This window comes from Pseudomonas sp. UV AK001 (genome assembly GCF_046097675.1).
Taxonomy (GTDB): Bacteria; Pseudomonadota; Gammaproteobacteria; order Pseudomonadales; family Pseudomonadaceae; genus Aquipseudomonas; species Aquipseudomonas kribbensis.
In genome coordinates this window covers 305,041-321,032 of record NZ_JBJUVZ010000004.1, presented here as the reverse complement: position 1 = coordinate 321,032, position 15,992 = coordinate 305,041, and the positions used below count along the sequence as shown (strand labels likewise).

Here is a 15,992-nt window from a genome sequence, read left to right as displayed (position 1 = left end):
CTTCAGTCCCTGGATTCGTAAATGCGGCGCACCAGAAAAACCGGCCGGCGCTTCGCTTCGATATAGGTGCGGCCGAGATACTCGCCAAGCACGCCGATGCCGATCAGTTGCAAGCCGCCGAGAAAGGTGACCGCGACCATCAGCGAGGCGTACCCGGGCATGTCGACGCCGTGGACCAGCGTGCGCACCACGATGAACATGGCAAAGGCAAACGACACCAGAGACACCAGCGCCCCCAGATACGTCCAGATCCGCAATGGCTCGGTGCTGAAGCTGGTGATGCCTTCGAGCGCGAAATTCCACAGCCGCCAACCATTGAACTTGCTCTGCCCGACCGCACGCTCCGGGCGCTCGTACTCGACCTGAGTGGTGCGAAAACCGACCCAGGCGAACAACCCCTTCATGAAACGCCGGGACTCCGGCAGCGTCAGCAGAGCGTCCACCACGCAACGGTCCATCAGCCGAAAATCACCGACGTTTTCCGGCAATGTCTGTTCGGCAATCTTGTTGTGCAGACGATAGAACCAGGTGGCAGAAGTCTGCTTGGCCCAGGAGTCATTGCGGCGGCTGATGCGGTGACCGAGCACCACTTCATAACCTTCGCGCCAACGTTCGATCATCTGCAGAATGACCTCGGGGGGATCCTGCAGATCGACATCGATCGGCACCACGAGCTGCCCGGTTGCAATCTGCAGACCGGCGGAAAGCGCAGCCTCCTTGCCGAAATTGCGGCTCAGATCGACGATACGGATCCGTGGATCACGTTGTTGGCGGTGCAGCAAATGCTCCAGCGTCGCATCGCTGCTGCCGTCATTGACGAACACCAGTTCGAGGCGGATCTGCTCTTCAGGCTCGAACACCTGATGGATGCGCAGGAGAAAGCCGTCGAGGCTTTCCTCTTCATTGAAGACGGGAACCACCAGCGACAACTTCACCGGCCCCGCGTTTGGCGTTCCGTGCGATTGGGTCAATGGAGTGCTCTTTTCTTATAGTGTCTATCGGTCGCCGAAGCGGATTCGACGCCATGAGCCGCACCGTATTAAGCAGCACCACTGGATGTCATGCAAGGGTGCCACGAGGACGTACCGGCCAATCCGAAGGCTGATCCCGACGCTCTGCCCCGCGCCTTGCAGAAACATTATCGAACGATTGGAAACAAATCCCCGATAGCCAAATAGCAAGGCTCCGCTAGGCTTGCGAGCATGCGTCAAACAGCTTGTCGCAATATCCCATCGCATGGAGCGAACTGAATGTATTTCGAGATTTACAGGCAATCCAAGGGCACCCCCAGCACCGGCAAGGGCCAATGGCGCTGGCGTCTGCGGGCGGGAAACCATGAGACGGTTGCCAGTGGCGAGTCGTATGTGAACAAGGCGGACTGCCTGCATGTGATCGAGCTGATCAAGGGCGTGCAGGGGGATACGCCGGTCAAGGAGATTTGAGGGCTGGCTGATTACCCTGCTGAAATGAAAAAGCCCCGCGGATTCTCATCTGCGGGGCTTTTCAGAGACTGACGCGAATACCTGTCTTCAGAATTTCTCGGGGATGTGCCGGAAGGGATAATCCGATTCCTTGTAGCCCCCAGGCTTCTGCCGCTTGGGTAACTCGACCTTCTCGCGCGAAACACTCTTGTACGGGATGCGACTGAGAAGATCGGAGATGATATTCAGGCGCGCTCGCCGTTTGTCGTTCGAATCGGCCACCAGCCATGGCGCATATTCGGTATCGGTTGCCTTGATCATGTCGTCACGCGCCCGCGAGTAGTCATACCAGCGGCTGTAGGACTTGAGATCCATGGGTGAGAGCTTCCAGATTTTTCGACCGTCCTTGATACGTTCTTCCAGACGACGGGTCTGTTCTTCCTGACTGACGTTCAACCAGTATTTGAGCAGAATCACCCCGGAATCGACGATGGCATGCTCCACCAAGGGAACCGTCCTGAGAAATTTTTCGGCCTGATCCTCGGTACAGAACCCCATCACCCGCTCGACACCGGCGCGGTTGTACCAACTGCGATCGAAGATCACCACCTCACCCGCCGCCGGCAGATAAGGCAGGTAACGCTGCATGTACATCTGACTCTTCTCACGCTCGCTCGGGGCCGGCAACGCCACCACCCGGAAGACCCGCGGGCTGACCCGATCAGTAAGCGCCTTGATCGTCCCGCCCTTCCCCGCCCCGTCACGCCCCTCGAAAATCACACAAACCTTGATGCCCTCGGCCCTCACCCACTCCTGCAGCTTGACCAGCTCAACGTGCAGTCGACGCAACTCCGCCAGATAGTCTTTGCTCGACAGCTTCGGGCGATCTGCGGGGGTGTCTTTGGGCGAGTCTTTCTTCTTTCCCTTTGCCATGACCGAACCTCATGCATTGAAGGGGGTGACCGCCGGAGACCCGGTGGTCCATGACCTGGAGTGCAGGAGTTTAGTCAGTTAATTGGGAATGCGTGCCGCGGCTCATCCAGGGCTCCTGCGGCTCCCTCCCGAGCATTGCGCAGGTTTCCAGATAGTCGGTGACAGCCTCTTCAAATGCCTCTCGGAGTTCTTTGAGCGACTCGCCATGAAATCCCACGACATCCTTTATTCCCGCGATACGGCCAACATACAGACCGTCCTCGGCACTGTACTCACCATGGCCGACGTAACCGTTGTAGTTCATTTCACTCATCGAGTTGCACCTTATCGCTTGAAGGTTCGAGCATCATGCCGACAAGAATAATCAGGTGACTCAAAACGGGCTTGTAGGCAGAATCCGCGAGTTGCGTGTGAATGGGCAGTAGCTGGGTGTTTAGGCCGGTGACTGCCTTGCTGGCCTCTTCCGGCGGGATATTCTCGAGTCGTCGCTGCATATCAGCGACCGGGCTTGGTAACCCGACGGAATTAAGCGCAACAGCATCTCCATGCAATTACGGTCGATATCCGTCCGTGGTTCTGTTTTATGGCGGCTGTGCGTGGGACGGCTTCGGCCGTGCCGGTTTCCTTGATTCCCCGGTTTACCAACCTGCGCATAGCTGCCACCCATTCGCTTGGTATCGGATGCGGCAGCTCTACAAATCAAGGAGTTCCTTATGCACGACGCATCAGTAGAAAAAACCATCGGCTACATCCCCTTCCTCTACTGCTCGGACAATCCACTGTTCCACGTAAGCGCCGGCGTTCCCGTGCGCGAAGCACTGGCGCAGGCATCGGATCTGCTGGCCCTCGCCAAAGCCCTTGCAGAAGATGCGGCGTTTATCCGGGAAACCGACCGCTACGCCTGGGCCGCGCATTTCCTGACGGAGATGGGTAAGGCAGTAATCGATGATGTGATGAAGGCTGTTTCACCAGGTCCTGGCAGGGAAGTGGGCAAAGCAAAATAAACTGGTCTATCGTTGAGTGCGCTTTTTTCAGCGCATACGAAAAAGCCCCGTAGATTTTCATCTACGGGGCTTTTTCTATGTATGGCGGAGAGATAGGGACTCACCATTCGCAACCACGAGACCCAACAAACGCCGTATTCACTGGCTTTCACGGCGATTTTACGTAGACTCCTTACGTAGAATGAGTGGAGCAAGTCACGATGCCTAAGGCCAACAATCTCGAACTTCAGGGCGGCACCTACCACGTCAGAATGGATATCCCCAAGGACGTGCGGGAGGCTTTCGGTGGTCGTCGTATTCTGTCGCTGTCGCTGAAAACTGGCTCGCGAGAAGAGGCAATGTTCCGTCGCCTGCCCATCCTGCACGCTTGGAAGAGCCAGATAAAAGCCATACGTGAAGGCAGACTGCTTGGCGATGGCTGGCAGGAGAATGTGTCTCAGATTGTGGAGGATCTGGATACGCTAACACTCGGCCAGAAGCGAGCACTTGTGGGTGAGCCCGCTCCCCCTCTCCCCTACGTTGATCCCGCTCTTCAAGCCAAACTGATGAACAGCCCTCGCTTTATGGCAGCAGTGAAAATGCTTGTGGGTGATCGGCTTCAGAGAGGCCTTGAGGGCCGTATAGAAATTCAGGATGAATTGAACGCAGGCATGAAGGAGCTGCTGAAAAAACGTCTTAGCAGTGAATACAGGCTCACCACTGAGCAGGGCCAAGAACTGGAAACACTGGTGAAAGACCCGGCTGCTCTCAAAGCTCGCTCCCCGATTACGAAAGCTCGACTTGCCTCATTCCGCACCTACAGGCTTGAGCATCACGTCGCACTCAAAACGGTGAATCAACAAGAGTCGAAGTTATTGAATCTGTCGGAGCATCTGCAAACGACTGGCACCAAGCTCGACTTTGATTCGGTGAGTGCTTGGCTACAGGGCATGAAACTCAGTTCGAAGACCAAGCAACAGTACCTGCTCGCTGGTAGTCAGTTTTGGCAGTGGGCAATGACGCATGAGCCACAGTGGCGACAAAACTTCAAAGGGCATGTGAACCCGTTCGAGAAACACACGCTACCCTCCCTTAAGGGCAAGGCCAAACTCGACGCGAAACGGAAGGCTTTCACCATCGAGGAAGTCGGCACCCTTCACGCAGCATCAAAGGAACAAGGTCTCGATACGCTGGCAGACTTGATTCTATTGGGCGGGTATACCGGTGCTCGCATTGAGGAACTGTGCCAGCTTCGCAAGGAACACGTGATTACAATCGACGGGGTCACGATGTTCGATATCGTGGATTCGAAGACCGTAGCGGGGATTCGACAAGTGCCGGTTCATCCCAACATAACTTCGCTGGTGGATCGACTCAGCAAATCTTCTACAGACGGCTATTTGGTGCCTACCGGCAGCAACAACAAATACGGAATTCGGTCTGACGCACTATCTAAGGCGTTTGGCAGACTGAAAACAACGATGGGGTTTGATCGTACCCGCGTGTTCCATTCGATCCGTGCGACGGTAATCACTCAGCTCGTACGAGCTGACGTGCCGGACAGGCTAATCAAAGAGCTCGTAGGCCACGAAACCGGCACCGTTACCTTCGATGTGTATTCGGATGGAGCATCACCAAAGCAGAAGCTTGACGCCATATCAAAACTTCCAAATCTACGTACAAGCTGACACGTAAGCTCTCGCTTACTGCGTGCAAGGCTGAGTCACGGATCTGTGGCTCCGCCTATATATGTTGAGACACTATTCCATCGAAGAATTACAGCCATACCTTTTAGATCATCTGAGCATAATTAACCACTACTCCACTATAGGCAGAGATGGCTGAGGAAACTTAGCGTCTGGAAACTCCTTTTTCAGAGCAGCGTACAACTCGGTGGCTGCTTTATCCAACGTGATCACCGCGTCATCCACCTTCACAATCAATGATCTGGTCTGAGCAATTAGCAAGGAAAACAGCCTAGGCCCCAACTCAGCCTCCAGAACCGCGTAAGGTAAAGGCCCACCTTTGGGAATGATCCGCTCTAGCACTGGCTGCACTTCCACTAGATGGAGTGTGGAGCGCCTCTTGATCGTATCTATGGCGTCTAGAAATCTTTGCTCAGCAATGGAAAGCGTTTCCAAAATTTGGGCGTTACCAAGATCGAGGAAGAACGCCAAACCATCAATATTGAGTCGCCCTGTTTCGTCCATTGGATAGCTGATCGGGGGCAGACCAATAGGTGCTGATGGGCTGTCGCGGTATTCATTAACGTAATCAATCTGGATCTGTGCAACCACGTTCACCTGACGCCACAGCGTGAACATTGCACGAGCACCTATCCCGATACGACGTTTCCGCTCCTCCTCCAGTGCAGCCGCTCTGGTGAGAGATGCACCAAACCAAACGCCAGCGTAAGCAGCAATTAACGTGGCTGCTGCTGGAAGGAAATCTTTAGCGAAAGCTGCTAATTGAGGCGTGCCTAAAGGTGCAGTGAAGCAGGCGGTAATCAGTACCAAAATGAACAGTGTCAGAGGGTGTATGAGCCTTCCCATTCCGTTTTTGAACATGAGCACAATCCCTTTTGGAAGAGCGCGATGCTAACACGCCACTACAGAGATGGCGTGACACGTAGGAATGCATAAAGCCTGATGCCCCCCACATTTGAAAAGAAGTGAGCATTTCCGCCCACTGAAACGAGCACTGATCGCGTCCTCTATATAGAAGGATTTTTGTGAAAGGGTTCGCTTGCGCAAAAAAAGACGCACGCTCAGAAATCAGTGACAAAGGGTCAACGCCAGCGGATTGACTGCTTTCTCACTTTCGTTACACAGGGTTATCCACAGGCAGTACGTTGCAACACTCACTTAAAACGCATTATCTTGTGGTCACCTCCCTACGAAACCCTAGATGTTGGGGTTTACGCCTCCTCGGACTCTCAATTCGTGAGAAAGCTCTTTCATCGGAGGGAAGACGCTCGCCTCAATAACGCAACGGATGGTGCCACCAAAGGCCTTTTTAGGCCCCCAAGAGGCCCTCAGAAGCGATTTGACATAGTTATGAGGGGGCGGAGGGCAACTAATTGCGAAAGATGCGTAGAAAGCACCTCAGAAGCCTTGCAGCGCATTCGGAAATGCGATTACAATTCATCAGACGCAAAAAAGCCGCCCATGTGGGCAGCTCTGTTGAAAAAGTTCACGAGCAGCCATGTCACGTTTTCTCAGGACAGACACAACTACTCGCCTCTTCGACTTAGCGTTAGCACCGTCAAGAGAAGGACGCCATTTAACCGAATTGATGCCACTACGTCAATCGGTGTTTGATCGGCGGTCATTCCGGATCTTGATGTGTGCGATCAACCCAATCGCATAAGGAATGACCATATGCCTAGCTTTGAATGCAACACCGTTGGCAAGAAGACTGTCCCTGTCCGTCAGTATCGCCGTTTTCGTTTCGGCGAATGGGAGGATGTGTGCCACCACCACCGTAGCCCTCCCCGCTAACGGTTAGTGACAAGCCACCAAGCTTGTGCTGATTTGGTGGCCCTACCCGCACAATATTTCCAGAACCTGGCCCCCTCCAAAATTCACTGAGCACCCTCGCTCAGCTTCTGCGTTTGCGTCTGAAAAATAAGATTGGCTCGGTCTTGCCTGCGCTGTTGAACGGCGTGCGATAGGGGCTTATCCAAACACTGGAAAAGTAGAAATAACCTGACGCCCTGTAGAGCTATCAGACGCTGTCAGAGGCACACAATCCTAGAAACGATGTGAGCTGACATAGACAACAAAACCCGCTCAAGGCTGGCTTGGGCGCAGTCCTGAAACGGTTAGAACACGAACTCATGGTAAGTGGCATCGACCTCGGCTTGGGTGATACCGATGTACGCCATGGTGACAGCAGGGCTGCTGTGATTCAGCACCCTACAAATCAGTTCGATTCCCTTACCTGCGCTGTACATGAGCCAGCCGCGAGTCTTCCGCATTGAGTGCGTGCCAAGCTGGATACTCATCTCATCACCGACAGCCTTAAATGCAGTGGCTACGGCTACACGACTGACAGCCTTGCCCTTGGCCCGATTGCTGTTCACCTGAAACAGAAAGATGTGGTCAGGGTTCGCCTGACGACGGCGGGCAATGATCGCCTTGGCGCCACTGTTCAAATCGATTTGGCGGGTCTTACCTGTCTTCGCTTCCTTGATCACCAGCTTGTCACCTTGCACATCCTCAAAGGTGAGCGTGAGCAAGTCGCTGATACGGAGTGCGGTGTTGATACCGAACTCCCAGATGTCTGCGTATAGGGTGTTGCCCTTGGCATTGAGCGTGAGCTTGCGGCTAACTGTCCTAGCCTCACCCTCTGTCTTCACCGCTTCTACAACATTCATTCTAGTTAACACCCCGCTCACCGGATGACGATGTGTTAATTAGAACACACCACCCGCACTATAAGCAAGGCTATTAAAGGCCTCGCTAATTTACACAATTGTATTCTGTTAATTAGGACGCTGACGATTACCCCACCCTCACCGTATTGATCGCATCGATCAGCGCTTGACTGTGCAAGTCCAATCCTTCGAGCGCCACTAGGGCGTTGTCAGCGGCGACACTGCCACCTTGGCTCGCAACCCATTTGGCGAGTTCTTCAACAGCAGCCGCAATGCCGTGTTGCTGATGGAGGAGCAACGTCAGTGCATCGGCCATTGCTACGGCCTGATTTTGGGAGGTCATGGGGTGTCGTCCTTAGGGGATGCGGGGGAAGCCTCGCGCCCCCCCCCCCTCACTACGAAGCTACTTCTTCTTGGGGCCGCTAGGTGGCTTCTTGGGTGAAGGCTTGTCCTTCTCTTTCACCGTCTCCCTAGGCCTTTTCTCCGCCTCTTCCTTGGTCACGTATTCACCAGTGACCGCATCACGGTATCTCGTTGCCATGTCAGCTCCTTAATGGCACGTCGCCACGTCGGCGACACCATCAAAGCTAGCTGAGGAAGGTCTTTGTGCAAGATGGCCTAGGAGAGTGTGATTTTGCAGAAAATGGTGATTCCAGCTCAAAACTTGCGTTTTGTCGAAGAAACCTCGGATTGAAGCGTTCTCACCGAATCGAGCTTATCCATGGATTACTGAAAGCCTCGGAAACTCTAGCTCTCAACGGGATGGCCTTTGAACCAACGTTCGCCAGCCACACCTGTAAGCGGGGGTTTTGATGGGGTTTCAGACTAGTTAAACGAAGTTTCGAATCCACCAACCACCTTCACAGTTCTGCCGGTAGAAGCCGGGTTGTTGCCGATCTGAGCAGCAAACGTTACGAGCTTGATTCGCGCTCTATCAGCAGCGCTTTCCAAGGCTGTGATAATCCGCCGCTGAACGGAGGGTCTGATGAACGTGTCATTGAAACGCTTTTGCCAAACAGTATCGACATCGGCGAGCTTCACCCAGTCATCAGCCTCTAGCACGGCATAAAAATTGGTGCGCTGTTCATCATCAGCGTTCGCAAGGTCTAGCGATAGCATGCAATACGTCATGGTCACGTCCCTATGTCATTGGTTGTTCCGCAAGCGAAGCGAGCATTACCTACCTTCGACAGCAAGCGTAGACGATATGTCAATGAGCCACTACCAAAGTGGTTACGCGCAAAGGAATGCGGGCCTACACTGATAGCACATCAGCATCAACAACGTAGGGATTGCGTATGAATGCCATTAGATTTGCACTGCTCGCCCTCAGCTTGATCCTCTCCCACAACGCTATGGCAGCCCCTCAGACACTCAAGCAAGGATCGCTCATTTGCCCGACTGAGGAAGCTTACGACAAACAGCTCAAATACATTGTGCAAGGCGTGAACAAACTCATAGGCGGATGTGGTTTTACTAACAAGGACTATAAGGTAATTGTCCTAGATCTTAATGTATTCAGCGCGTCCCAAGTCCAAGTTATAGAAAACGATATCGAAGTCTGGACTGCTCACGAGTCACTATCAAACTAACCTCTTGATAATTCGTCCCCCCAAGAACGCTGGCCCTAAAATCGTAGGGCCACGAACTGGCTGAGGATCTCACCCCCATAGATCCGACTCACTTGAGCTAGTAGCGAGCCCCTTGGCTAGCCTAGGAACTTCATAGTGCCCCACCGCATCCAGTGTATCAGCGAATCCACGAGATGTTTCATGCACAACTACCGGGGCTTCCAATGGCATGTCGGCATACGCTCCAATAGGGATATCTTCAAAAAATGGAACTGGTTGTTCTACGACCTCCTGTGAAGCGATTACAGACCAACCGCAAGGCAACTCACCCATTGCCGCACTTGAAGCACCTACATCGCCTTGAGCGTGACCAGAAGAGCGTGTAGCCGATGTAATCGTACAAACCTCTAGCTCTGCTGTAATCGTGTATATGTTAGAGCACACAAAACCTCTGAGCTTTAGCTTCTGCACTCGTAGGTATCCATGCTTTTTTAATGCATTCAGGAATCGCCTAACTGTGTTTACGCTACACCCCACCGCCTCAGCGATCTTGTCTTGATTGTCAAACCAGTCTTTTCCTTGGTTTGAGAAGAAACGATATCGGCGCATCATTTGTGCCCATATAATTTTCTGGTCACCAGTGAACGAAAAGATTTCTCCTGTAGTTTTACTAATCCAGTGTGTTGCACGCATAATCTCATCTGGAAGCTGGCAATATGTTTCGGTCATCGTATTCCTCGTATTTTGAGTTATAGGTTTTTCATTTGTTCCAAGAACTTGGATTCTTCCATTGCCCCAGTTCGGTAGAGGGCAATCATTTCTATCATCTGTGCAACACGAGCTGCTGCACTGGGGCCACCATTGCCGTTACCGGCCTTCAACCATTCACGACTGTGTTGACGAAATTGGATATTCATTCATTTTCTCCTTGCACGGTAAAATCTCACAGAGGTCAGAATGACCTATGTGCATGGGTTCACTTCTACTGGGTGTGCACACCGCAAACCATGACTCTTGCATGATCAATAAATAATATTTACACAGAACAAAAAGGCTCTTCTGCTTTGCAGTGCAAAAAACCGTAGGGTGCAGCGAACGTAGTGAGCGGAAGCTCTGTAATTCAATCTTATTATTTCATTCTTATTATTATTATCTATCTTACTAATAGCTCATTTTGATCCCTGTACATAGCTCATTTTGATCCCTGTACATAGCTCATTTTGATCCCTGTAACGCTTGAGACACCTTTAAATCAATACGACGATCAACCCAGTTCTTCATATCCTCACGCTCCCTACTCTGCTCAAGCTGGAGGCGATTGTATTGATCATGTACAGCCTTGGTTACACTGTGCTTAGCCATATCCGTGTAAGCGTTAGCATTACGCTCAGCCATCTGAGCATATTGCAAAGCCATATCGCTTGCATGATTGAACAAATAAACGGTGAGACCAGTTCCCACCGCTATCTGCAACAACGTACCAAGCATGACTGCCTTGATGATAGACAGCACCCTCATTGCACCTCTTGTTGGTTGATGCCAGTTTCACGCAACATCTTCCCAACTTCCTCACGAACAGCCCTACCAATCTCGGGAGCATCCGCACCAGCAGGAGCAGTTATATTGACTGTGATCTCGTTACGCACTTCGTTATTGTTGTTATTTGTAACATGCTCATTTGTCGTTGTGATTTGCTGCACTGGGTACTGCACAGAAGAACCAGAAGCCCTCATTAGCTCTCTTGAGGTAATCGGCTGTATTGAGTCCTCGCGAAAGCGTGTGTACTCCCCAACTCGTTCAGCAAGATCAGCAAATTTCTCTTCAAAAGCTGGCAAATTCAGCCTCAAAGAGAAAACGTCAAAATTTCCCGTCTCGACGGGGTTGATTTTGAATTTACCGTCACCCCAACGCTCTCTATTTTCTTTAGCTACTGCTTGATCATCCTCAATAGATACACCCGTGAATAGACGGCGTAAGCCATTCAATAGTCCGGGCTTAGCACGATCATCCAAAGTTGCTTGTTCATCAGGCGACTCTGGCTTCAGTCTTGGGCCAAGAGCAGCACCAACCGTACCCGGTAGAGCATTCGGATCTTTCTGCATGGCATTTGGTACAGCATTACCATTTGCATCGTGTCCGATCAGCATACGGATCAACGACGTATTGAATTTAGTCAGCCCTTGATCGAAATCGCGGAGTGAGTTCATCAATGGCTGCAACGCAGTGTTGAGTTCATTCTCTGCCTTGATCCGATCAAGAATTACTGCTTTCAATTCAGCATTAGTGTTGACTGTGTTGTCGTTCAGATACGCTTGGTTTTCTGTACGCTGTTGATTCGCCGCAATAGAGTTCATCTGTCTTTCCAACAGGTCTCTATTACCGTTCAGGAAATTGGTCATACCCTGATCAAAATCAGCAGCCTTAATCTTCCCATCGGTTACAGCCTGCTTGAACCATCCTGCTTGCTCTTCCACTTTGCCTTTGAAGTTCAACCGTGTGGCCGCTGCCTGACGAATTGAAGCGGCGACAACACCGCCCACGGCGTCAAACAAATCGTTTACGTCGCTTCCCTCAGGCTTCCCCTTTGCCCTGATCTGATTCAACTGATAAACCGCTCGTTTCTGAGCCTCCTTATCAAGGGCAGCAGCACGGAATGTCGCAGACTGATCCTCGAACATCTTGGTAGCTTGGGTGAGTGTCTTACCGAGTGCCAATTGACCTTGGATGAATAGAGCGAAGGACTTTGCCGTCTCTACCGATACCTCCTGACCAAACTTGTTCGAGATATCTACAAACTGATCACGAGCAAATTTCTGGTTTGCTGGGTTCTTGCCTCCGGCTGACTGGAGTGCTGAGTTAAAGCTTTCTGCCGTACTCGCACTCTCCTGACGCTGTTGAATCCTTTCGTTCAGGTATCCGATGCCTTTCACAAGGCTGTACACCGCTGCTGAAGCTGCTGAGAAGCCAACGGCGAGACCGCCGAAATCCATTTCTCTTGGTGCCTCCTGACGGGCCTTCCAAGCCGCGTGACGCTCAGCCGCAAAGGTGAAACGCTGGGTCGCCTGATCTTGCCGTACCGCCGCACGAGCCTCACGCACAGCCGCTGCCACCTTAGAGGCCTCGTATCGCTCGGCCTGACGAATGCCACTAGCACGAGCGTTGTTCAGCGCTGCCTCAGCTCTCTGAAACTTGTTTTGAGCCAACACGGCTTGCTGTTGAAGCTGCACTGTTCTGGCTTGTCTCTTTTGCAGAATGTCAGCCAATCGCGCTTGGCGAAGTGCCGACTGTTCGGCAGCACCTTGTAGCTTGGCCTCGCCCAACTTGGTTTTGAGCGTTTCTTGCTGCACCTTCTGCAATTTCGCAGCAACGACTGCACGCTGAATTTGATCTTTAAGCGCTGCACTCTGCATCCAGCTCTCTTGACGTGTGCCTGCTGCAATCAAACGTTGTTGAGCCAACCCTTCAGCAAACTGTTGACGACGAAGCTTGGAAAGCTTTGTTTCCGTCGTAAGTTCTTTGTCCAATGACCTACGAATTTCGGCATTGAGCTTCACCCGTTCTGCACTCATGCCTTTACCTGTGACATTAAATGCTTTGTTCAACTTAGCTTGTAGCTGCTGGGCCTCTTTCCCAACACGAGCCATAGCCGTTTCGGCAGTCTTGAGCATTCCGAGAAACCTTGTCAGCGGAGCGCTTGAAACATCAAAGACTAGCTTGCCGGTTAGACGTGCAATTTCTTCGTTTATGCTCATTTCGTTTCACCGTAGGCGCCAAGACCATGTTTCAGCTCCAAGAGCTTGGCGAATGCTCGGTTAAATGCAACTGAGTTATTCCCGTAGTGAGTGATAGAATAACTGTCGTAGTAGTCGCCTCGATTACTGCCCAAGTAATCAGCGAAAACAGTTTGCACACTCCGAGAACCTGACAAAGCGAAGTAGAGAGTGCCATCTACATGACGCACCCAACGGTAAGAGTAATCGACGTCAAAGCCATGACACCTACGAAGCCATTGACCCATTGCACAGGCGAACAGGCGAATCTTGGGATTTGTCATGCGGGTGATGCTGTGGTGTTGCGGAGATTTTTTCAGCTCTTGTTTCGGTGTAACAGTTTTTGTCATTGATTTCCTTTATTCTTCTTGGCTTGTTTAGCCATTTCAATTAGTTGATGATTACGCAACTCCACCTCAATCATCTCAGCTAGCTCTTCTGCACTCATATTAGACGCTTTAAGCACTTCTTGATGCACTGCTAGCACATCATCCATTACAAGGCCTTGCCCGGCCTCTGGAGAGCTTGCAGCAAGCGTCTCTGGACAATGTTTCTGACGTAGTAGAAGTTCTGTCCCATTCAATGATGCTGGATCGATTAGCTTGGTATCAGCCATTACTTACCTCCAAGCGCTGCCAGCACTTCAGCCTCTACCCTTGCGTATTCTTCTGCCTCTTGTGCTGCCTTGGCATCCAGCTCAGCTTGCTGACGCTTACGGCGCTCACTGGCCAAAAGTGATTCCACTTCTTTAGCCACACAGGCTGCTTTTTCAGCCTCTAGACGAGCAAGGTAATCAGACTCCACCTGAGCCTTGATCTGAGCGATTTCTTGTTCAACTTGCGACTCTGGCTTACGCAAAGACAGATTCACCCAGTCAATCAATGGCCCGGCTACCATTTTAGGTAGATGCTCGATTTCCGCCGAAGGTGTGTAACCTTCGCTGATCAACTCAGCATACTTGTCCAAGGCTTGTTGTAGCCCTTGAATCTCGAAAGACTCCATCATTCCAAGTTGCTCACGCCCTTGGATATTGCACTGAGTGCGATTCTTGTAGAACTCAACTTCTACATCCTGTAAACGTTTTAGATGCGCTGCATCTGGCTGGAACAACTGACTCATGGTTTTGTTTCCTTCTGTTTTTATAGTGGATTGTGTTGCTTGTTGGCGCTGCTTGGCGCGGTAATGGGCTTTCGTGCAGCGCTCGCTACATGTCTGCTTAGTTGATCGCTGGGTGTTCATTGGTGCGCTACAGACCACGCACGGTCTTACTGCGGTTACTGCCATATGGCCTCCGGAAAGTTGACTTGGTGTGTTTGAATTGTCCGCGTAACCCTGCACCAACCAAAAGAAAGCCGGAGCGATGTCCGGCTATCGACTGAACTAGTCATTCGAAGTTACGTGAGCTTGAAACTGGAATTTAGGGCGAGGGTGAAGGAAGGCACCCTCTAAGCTCGTGACCTGCCGGAGCTGTAACGACGCGATGTACTTCCGTTTATAGAAGCAAGGCCTGTTTGACAGAGAGAGCGACCGACTGCCCTGTCAGCAGTTTCGAGAGGCCTCCGCCCCGGTCTACACGAACACCAAACGCTATGGCAACAAAGGTACGGTGTGGGTGATTCTGGAAATCTTAAGTCGCAGGAACGGCAAAACCGAACTCAGCTATGGCTGGCCCGGTGGAGTGTTCTGCATTGAAGCTGAAGCTTGCGTGAAAAGCGGCTAGAAAAATCTTCTCTATTGCGACCTATTGTACCACGGAAAAGGCAATTTGCATAGTACCATTCGTCAGAATTGTCAATAGCCTTTCGTCAGCTTGTACGCAAAGGCCATGGCAAAGTCGATTCTAACGCTCTGGCGAGATGGAGTCCCACAACCCTACAGACGCGCTCAAGGCGATCAGGCTAGCCACAGGCACGACAGGGTGGAAACGTACCGCAGGGGTGCTCAGGAGGGCTTTTAACGGCAGGCATTTTACGTAGAAACGTTACGTAGAATCCTGAAATGCAAAAAGCCCCGAGACCTTAGTCTACGGGGCTTTTCAATGTATGGCGGAGAGATAGGGATTCGAACCCTAGGTACCGGTGAAGGTACAACGGATTTCGAATCCGTCCCATTCGGCCACTCTGGCATCTCTCCAACGGCGCGCATCATAACAACACTTTTATCGAAAGCAAACCCTCTTTCGAAAATTTCTCCGTGCTATCAGATGCTTGCGTCGATTAAAGCGGTACGCCCAGACGGTTGGCAACTTCTTCGTAGGCTTCGATGACGTCACCGAGGCCCTGGCGGAAGCGGTCCTTGTCCATCTTCTTCTTGGTGTCCTTGTCCCACAGACGGCAGCCGTCCGGGCTGAACTCGTCGCCCAGGACGATGGAGCCGTCGCTGAACACGCCGAATTCAAGCTTGAAGTCCACCAGCAAGAGGCCTGCGTCGTCGAACAGTTTGCTCAGGACTTCGTTGACCTTGAGCGACAGTTCTTTCATCCGCGCCAGTTGCTCGGCGGTGCCCCAGCCGAATGCCACGACGTGGGATTCGTTGATGAACGGGTCGCCCTTGGCGTCGTCCTTCAGGAACAGTTCGAAGGTGTACGGGTTGAGCTTCATGCCCTCCTCGACGCCCAGACGCTTGACCAGGCTGCCGGCGGCGTAGTTACGCACGACGCACTCGACCGGGATCATGTCGAGTTTTTTCACCAGCACTTCATTGTCGGCCAGCAGCTTGTCGAACTGGGTCGGAATGCCGGCCGCTTCGAGTTTCTGCATGATGAAGGCGTTGAACTTGTTGTTCACCATGCCTTTGCGGTCGAGCTGCTCGATGCGCTTGCCGTCGAACGCCGAGGTGTCGTTGCGAAACAGCAGGATCAAGCGGTCAGCGTCGTCGGTCTTGTAAACCGATTTGGCTTTGCCGCGGTAGAGTTCTTCACGTTTTTCCATGATGGG

General features: G+C 52.0%; 19 protein-coding genes, 1 tRNA gene and 2 pseudogenes. 3 read left to right on the top strand and 19 right to left on the bottom strand.

All coding sequences use genetic code 11. The annotated features are described in order from the left end of the window. Positions 1-2: 2 nt before the first annotated feature. On the bottom strand, positions 3-971 hold the full coding sequence (locus ACKLNA_RS15075) for a glycosyltransferase family 2 protein (protein WP_408986303.1): 969 nt from the start codon (positions 969-971) through the stop codon (positions 3-5). A gap of 279 nt (positions 972-1,250) precedes the next feature. Here ACKLNA_RS15075 and ACKLNA_RS15070 point away from each other — a divergent pair, with 279 nt between their 5' ends. Then, positions 1,251-1,442 (top strand): DUF1508 domain-containing protein, encoded by a 192-nt coding sequence (locus ACKLNA_RS15070; RefSeq protein WP_064383113.1) that lies wholly within the window; start codon positions 1,251-1,253, stop codon positions 1,440-1,442. A gap of 87 nt (positions 1,443-1,529) precedes the next feature. On the opposite strand, the gene ppk2 is transcribed toward ACKLNA_RS15070, so the two are convergent. From ppk2 to ACKLNA_RS15055, 3 genes and pseudogenes are all read right to left on the bottom strand, one after another. Beyond that, complete coding sequence (ppk2, locus tag ACKLNA_RS15065) at positions 1,530-2,354, bottom strand: polyphosphate kinase 2 (RefSeq protein WP_408986302.1); 825 nt, start codon at positions 2,352-2,354, stop codon at positions 1,530-1,532. 97 nt (positions 2,355-2,451) lie between these two features. Continuing rightward, positions 2,452-2,667 (bottom strand): annotated as a pseudogene (locus ACKLNA_RS15060) (type II toxin-antitoxin system HicB family antitoxin); the annotation flags it as partial. After that, entirely contained in the window at positions 2,660-2,848 is a 189-nt protein-coding gene (locus ACKLNA_RS15055; RefSeq protein WP_408986301.1) for a hypothetical protein, read from the bottom strand. The gene ACKLNA_RS15055 and the pseudogene ACKLNA_RS15060, both read right to left, overlap by 8 nt. 219 nt (positions 2,849-3,067) lie before the next feature. Here ACKLNA_RS15055 and ACKLNA_RS15050 point away from each other — a divergent pair, with 219 nt between their 5' ends. After that, complete coding sequence (locus tag ACKLNA_RS15050; protein ID WP_408986300.1) at positions 3,068-3,358, top strand: DUF3077 domain-containing protein; 291 nt, start codon at positions 3,068-3,070, stop codon at positions 3,356-3,358. A 200-nt stretch (positions 3,359-3,558) separates the two neighbouring features. Beyond that, complete coding sequence (locus tag ACKLNA_RS15045) at positions 3,559-5,025, top strand: tyrosine-type recombinase/integrase (protein WP_408986299.1); 1,467 nt, start codon at positions 3,559-3,561, stop codon at positions 5,023-5,025. 129 nt (positions 5,026-5,154) lie between these two features. Here ACKLNA_RS15045 and ACKLNA_RS15040 read toward each other — a convergent pair whose 3' ends face one another. The 15 genes and pseudogenes from ACKLNA_RS15040 to purC form a co-directional block, all read right to left on the bottom strand. Further along, complete coding sequence (locus tag ACKLNA_RS15040) at positions 5,155-5,904, bottom strand: hypothetical protein (protein ID WP_408986298.1); 750 nt, start codon at positions 5,902-5,904, stop codon at positions 5,155-5,157. A gap of 1,256 nt (positions 5,905-7,160) precedes the next feature. Beyond that, on the bottom strand, positions 7,161-7,715 hold the full coding sequence (locus tag ACKLNA_RS15035; RefSeq protein WP_102688293.1) for a tyrosine-type recombinase/integrase: 555 nt from the start codon (positions 7,713-7,715) through the stop codon (positions 7,161-7,163). A gap of 127 nt (positions 7,716-7,842) precedes the next feature. Then, positions 7,843-8,058 (bottom strand): hypothetical protein, encoded by a 216-nt coding sequence (locus tag ACKLNA_RS15030; protein WP_408986297.1) that lies wholly within the window; start codon positions 8,056-8,058, stop codon positions 7,843-7,845. A gap of 60 nt (positions 8,059-8,118) precedes the next feature. Then, a complete protein-coding gene (locus tag ACKLNA_RS15025) occupies positions 8,119-8,256 on the bottom strand; it encodes a multidrug transporter (protein WP_408986296.1) in 138 nt (45 codons plus the stop codon). Positions 8,257-8,540: 284 nt separating this feature from the next. Next, positions 8,541-8,846 (bottom strand): hypothetical protein, encoded by a 306-nt coding sequence (locus ACKLNA_RS15020; RefSeq protein WP_408986295.1) that lies wholly within the window; start codon positions 8,844-8,846, stop codon positions 8,541-8,543. A 530-nt stretch (positions 8,847-9,376) separates the two neighbouring features. Further along, positions 9,377-10,015: a helix-turn-helix domain-containing protein gene (locus ACKLNA_RS15015; protein WP_408986294.1), complete on the bottom strand. Its 639-nt coding sequence runs from the start codon at positions 10,013-10,015 to the stop codon at positions 9,377-9,379. Positions 10,016-10,035: 20 nt separating this feature from the next. After that, on the bottom strand, positions 10,036-10,203 hold the full coding sequence (locus ACKLNA_RS15010; protein WP_408986293.1) for a hypothetical protein: 168 nt from the start codon (positions 10,201-10,203) through the stop codon (positions 10,036-10,038). A gap of 298 nt (positions 10,204-10,501) precedes the next feature. After that, positions 10,502-10,804: a hypothetical protein gene (locus ACKLNA_RS15005; protein ID WP_408986292.1), complete on the bottom strand. Its 303-nt coding sequence runs from the start codon at positions 10,802-10,804 to the stop codon at positions 10,502-10,504. Next, positions 10,801-13,038, bottom strand: a complete 2,238-nt coding sequence (locus ACKLNA_RS15000; protein ID WP_408986291.1) for a hypothetical protein — start codon at positions 13,036-13,038, stop codon at positions 10,801-10,803. Before ACKLNA_RS15000 ends, ACKLNA_RS15005 begins: the two co-directional genes overlap by 4 nt. After that, entirely contained in the window at positions 13,035-13,406 is a 372-nt protein-coding gene (locus tag ACKLNA_RS14995; RefSeq protein WP_408986290.1) for a hypothetical protein, read from the bottom strand. Before ACKLNA_RS14995 ends, ACKLNA_RS15000 begins: the two co-directional genes overlap by 4 nt. Further along, positions 13,403-13,672 carry a hypothetical protein gene (locus ACKLNA_RS14990; RefSeq protein ID WP_408986289.1) on the bottom strand — a complete coding sequence of 90 codons (270 nt, stop codon included), beginning with the start codon at positions 13,670-13,672 and terminating at the stop codon, positions 13,403-13,405. Before ACKLNA_RS14990 ends, ACKLNA_RS14995 begins: the two co-directional genes overlap by 4 nt. Next, entirely contained in the window at positions 13,672-14,175 is a 504-nt protein-coding gene (locus ACKLNA_RS14985) for a hypothetical protein (protein WP_408986352.1), read from the bottom strand. The genes ACKLNA_RS14990 and ACKLNA_RS14985 overlap by 1 nt, the downstream gene beginning before the upstream one ends. A 36-nt stretch (positions 14,176-14,211) precedes the next feature. Then, positions 14,212-14,340 (bottom strand): annotated as a pseudogene (locus tag ACKLNA_RS14980) (DUF2116 family Zn-ribbon domain-containing protein); the annotation flags it as partial. 759 nt (positions 14,341-15,099) lie between these two features. Then, a tRNA-Ser gene (locus ACKLNA_RS14975) sits at positions 15,100-15,189 on the bottom strand. 83 nt (positions 15,190-15,272) lie between these two features. Next, a complete protein-coding gene (gene purC / locus ACKLNA_RS14970) occupies positions 15,273-15,986 on the bottom strand; it encodes a phosphoribosylaminoimidazolesuccinocarboxamide synthase (RefSeq protein ID WP_007958019.1) in 714 nt (237 codons plus the stop codon). Positions 15,987-15,992: the final 6 nt, after the last annotated feature.

What these genes read in the sequence shown, in the direction of transcription:
- ACKLNA_RS15070 (WP_064383113.1), top strand. Translation starts at nt 1,251, where the DNA reads ATGTATTTCGAGATTTACAGGCAATCCAAGGGCACCCCCAGCACCGGC.
- ppk2 (WP_408986302.1), bottom strand. Translation starts at nt 2,354, where the DNA reads ATGGCAAAGGGAAAGAAGAAAGACTCGCCCAAAGACACCCCCGCAGAT.
- ACKLNA_RS15055 (WP_408986301.1), bottom strand. Translation starts at nt 2,848, where the DNA reads ATGCAGCGACGACTCGAGAATATCCCGCCGGAAGAGGCCAGCAAGGCA.
- ACKLNA_RS15050 (WP_408986300.1), top strand. Translation starts at nt 3,068, where the DNA reads ATGCACGACGCATCAGTAGAAAAAACCATCGGCTACATCCCCTTCCTC.
- ACKLNA_RS15045 (WP_408986299.1), top strand. Translation starts at nt 3,559, where the DNA reads ATGCCTAAGGCCAACAATCTCGAACTTCAGGGCGGCACCTACCACGTC.
- ACKLNA_RS15040 (WP_408986298.1), bottom strand. Translation starts at nt 5,904, where the DNA reads ATGTTCAAAAACGGAATGGGAAGGCTCATACACCCTCTGACACTGTTC.
- ACKLNA_RS15035 (WP_102688293.1), bottom strand. Translation starts at nt 7,715, where the DNA reads ATGAATGTTGTAGAAGCGGTGAAGACAGAGGGTGAGGCTAGGACAGTT.
- ACKLNA_RS15030 (WP_408986297.1), bottom strand. Translation starts at nt 8,058, where the DNA reads ATGACCTCCCAAAATCAGGCCGTAGCAATGGCCGATGCACTGACGTTG.
- ACKLNA_RS15025 (WP_408986296.1), bottom strand. Translation starts at nt 8,256, where the DNA reads ATGGCAACGAGATACCGTGATGCGGTCACTGGTGAATACGTGACCAAG.
- ACKLNA_RS15020 (WP_408986295.1), bottom strand. Translation starts at nt 8,846, where the DNA reads ATGACGTATTGCATGCTATCGCTAGACCTTGCGAACGCTGATGATGAA.
- ACKLNA_RS15015 (WP_408986294.1), bottom strand. Translation starts at nt 10,015, where the DNA reads ATGACCGAAACATATTGCCAGCTTCCAGATGAGATTATGCGTGCAACA.
- ACKLNA_RS15010 (WP_408986293.1), bottom strand. Translation starts at nt 10,203, where the DNA reads ATGAATATCCAATTTCGTCAACACAGTCGTGAATGGTTGAAGGCCGGT.
- ACKLNA_RS15005 (WP_408986292.1), bottom strand. Translation starts at nt 10,804, where the DNA reads ATGAGGGTGCTGTCTATCATCAAGGCAGTCATGCTTGGTACGTTGTTG.
- ACKLNA_RS15000 (WP_408986291.1), bottom strand. Translation starts at nt 13,038, where the DNA reads ATGAGCATAAACGAAGAAATTGCACGTCTAACCGGCAAGCTAGTCTTT.
- ACKLNA_RS14995 (WP_408986290.1), bottom strand. Translation starts at nt 13,406, where the DNA reads ATGACAAAAACTGTTACACCGAAACAAGAGCTGAAAAAATCTCCGCAA.
- ACKLNA_RS14990 (WP_408986289.1), bottom strand. Translation starts at nt 13,672, where the DNA reads ATGGCTGATACCAAGCTAATCGATCCAGCATCATTGAATGGGACAGAA.
- ACKLNA_RS14985 (WP_408986352.1), bottom strand. Translation starts at nt 14,175, where the DNA reads ATGAGTCAGTTGTTCCAGCCAGATGCAGCGCATCTAAAACGTTTACAG.
- purC (WP_007958019.1), bottom strand. Translation starts at nt 15,986, where the DNA reads ATGGAAAAACGTGAAGAACTCTACCGCGGCAAAGCCAAATCGGTTTAC.